This is a genomic window from Nitratidesulfovibrio oxamicus (assembly GCF_015731765.1).
Lineage (GTDB): Bacteria > Desulfobacterota > Desulfovibrionia > Desulfovibrionales > Desulfovibrionaceae > Cupidesulfovibrio > Cupidesulfovibrio oxamicus.
The window spans coordinates 1-2640 of record NZ_VRYY01000362.1 but is presented as its reverse complement, the minus strand read 5'-3'; the positions used below and the strand labels follow the sequence as shown (position 1 = coordinate 2640).

The following is a 2640-nucleotide window of genomic DNA, read 5'->3' as shown; positions in this document are numbered from 1 at the left end:
CTTCCGATCTGGGCCGCCGCGCCTGCACAGCACGAGGGCCGGGGGAAAGGCCACCGCGCCGTCATCGAGCGGGCCGGGGGCCAGCCCCGCCAGCCAGTCCCGACCGGGGTTGACGGCAAAGCCCCTGTCCGCGCCGGGCATGGCCACGAAGTGCTCCATGCCGGTGGCCGGGTCCGTCCACACCGTGGGGCCGGGCATGTCGCGCCGCACGGTCAGCCCTTCGCGCTCCACCTGCCGTCGTGACAGCGAACGCACCCCGCACCGGCAGCGGAAGCCGTTGGGCGGGTAGTTGGCGTTCCAGAATTCGTGGTCCGCCGGGTAGACCATGCCGTCCAGCGCGGCATGACTTGGCCGGGTGCGCCGGTCGCCCACGGCGTCGTACTGCCAGAAGGGGCGGTCCTGCACCGTGGCCCGTTGCTGGGCGTAGCGCCCGGCCTGATACGCCTGCTGCACGTTGGTGCGGAACAGGTTTTCCACCCGCCACGCATTGCCGGACCAGCCCTGCTCTTGCAGGATGTCGCCGATGCGGCCCTTGAACGTGGCCAGCGATTCCCCTTTTTCCAGCGCATCGGCCAGCGCCGTTTGCAGCGCCGCCACCCGGTCCAGCCGGGCCATGCCGGACACGGCAAAGGCCCGCGTGCGGGCCGCGTCGGTCATGGCCCGGAAGGCTTCGGGCGTGACCGGCACCTTGCCGCGCCAGAAGGCCAGCGCCTCTTGCGGTGGCAGCGGATCGACCGAGATGCGGGCGGGGGTGCGGGGCATGCTAGCTGTCCCCCACTTCGCCATGCACGGCAGCCCGCCCGTAGGCCGTGGACGCCAGCATCATGTCCGCCAGCAGGTCTTCCAGCTGGTCCGGCCCCATGTGCGCGCCAAGGTGTTCGGCCAGCAGCAGTTGCAGGTCTTCCCAGCTTTCGGCGGCGTGCGCGGCCTTCTCAAGTTGCGTGACGGCGGCGGCGTTGGCGGCCATGGCTGCGGGCAGGTGCTGCTTTATGGCGTCATCAAGGGTGGCCTGTGCGGCTGCGGTTGCGGGCGGGCGGGCACCGGCGGGGGCGGACGCGAACAGGGGGGAATCTGACAGCGAGAACGATTGGGGGGGCGTTTGGGGGGATGTTTGGGACAAGGGCCGGGCCGGATCCTCCGCCGGTTCGCGCACGTCGAATTCTTCCGGGGCCAGGCTGTAGGCCCGCTCGAAGTGGGGTTTCTTCCACACCACGCCCACCTCGGACAGGGTCTTGTCCAGCTGCGCCCGCGCCTGAAGGTCTTCCGGCTCGTCGTAGGCAAAGACCGGGGCCAGCGCCGCCGGGCGGTTGACCTGCGCGTACAGCCACGCGATTTCGTTCAGGGTGGCTTCCACCAGACGGCGGTCTGCCTCGGCAAGGTCGTCGGCCACGTCCTTGTGCGTTTCGGACGCGGCGCGCGAGCCGTTGCGGCCATCCAGTTCCACGGTCAGGGTCTGGCCCATGAGCACCTTGGAAATGGCGGCGTCCCACCGGCGCAGGAACCTGTCGTGCAGGTCGCCCACCTGCCCGGACACCGTTTCCAGCCGCACGTCTGCCCCGTAGGGGATGACGGCCACCGCGTCCTGCACCATGCGGGCAAGGTCTTGCGCCATGGCCCGCTTGTCTTCGCGCGTGGCCTTTGCCGGGGCCACGCCCACGGCCCACGGCATGCCGTAGCGTTCCACGAAGGTGGTGTAGAAGGTGATGCCGCCCTTCTTGAAGGCCACGGGCCACAGGCAGCGCGACAGCAGGCGCAGCCCGTAGGGGTTGCGGTAGGTGGGGTGGTGGCGCGCCACCACGAACTTGCCCACGGGCAGCGGTTCGCTCGTGGCCATGTTGGCCCCGCGCCAGACCAGCTCGTTGCGGTCGTTGTAGCCGAACCATTCCGGCGGGCGGGGGGTGACCTCTGCCAGCCGCCACCAGCCGCCGTGCGCTTCCCAGCGCAGTTCCAGCGGCGTCATGCCGTAGAACGGCGCGTCGAGGATGCCGGAGATGACGGCGGCCATGTCCCAGCGTTCCATGTCTTCCGTCAGCAGGTCGCACAGCTGGGCGGCGTCCGGCTGCGCATCGCGGCCCTTGCGCTGGCCGGGGGCCAGCGCGTAGTCGCGCCGGTTCAGCACCCGGTTCTTGCGGCCCAGCATGGCCGTGGTCACCTGGTCGTCTGCTGCAAGGTCGTGCAGCACGGCCACGTCGTCGTTACGGGCGCGCAGCACCGGATCCGGGTCCGGCAGAATGCCGAGAAAGCCCCCGGCAAGGGAAAGGAAATCCCCGGCCCGCTGGCGGGTTGCCAGTTCCGAGGTCAGCGCCTCGGCATCGAACGGACGGAACGAACCATCCGGCAGGTACAGGCCGCGCGGGCCTTCATTGGTGGGCATGAAAAAGCCTCCTGTCGCTTGGACAGGAGGCTATGCGATGGCGAGAAAGGGTGCCGGAGGTGGTGGGCGGTGTGCATAGTTAATCACAAATGCGATATAATATTGACATAGGCATGGCTTGTGGCAATTTGCAAAAACAGGTTCTTCGACGTTTGATGTGGAATTCATGAAGCCACCACGACCTGAATCGGGGCCGCGATCAGGTAGACCATGGTGATGAAGTTCTCCACATTTCGGTATCCTCGGGCTCTGGCTCTCGCCGCTTG

At 68.4% G+C, this 2640-nt stretch carries 2 protein-coding genes; both read right to left on the bottom strand.

The genetic code is table 11. The features are described 5' to 3' along the window. The coding region (locus FVW20_RS12180; protein WP_196609826.1) for a phage head morphogenesis protein at positions 1–762 on the bottom strand (762 nt) is incomplete at its 3' end. 1 nt (position 763) lies between these two features. After that, positions 764–2374: a DUF935 domain-containing protein gene (locus FVW20_RS12175; RefSeq protein ID WP_196609825.1), complete on the bottom strand. Its 1611-nt coding sequence runs from the start codon at positions 2372–2374 to the stop codon at positions 764–766. Positions 2375–2640 lie beyond the last annotated feature (266 nt).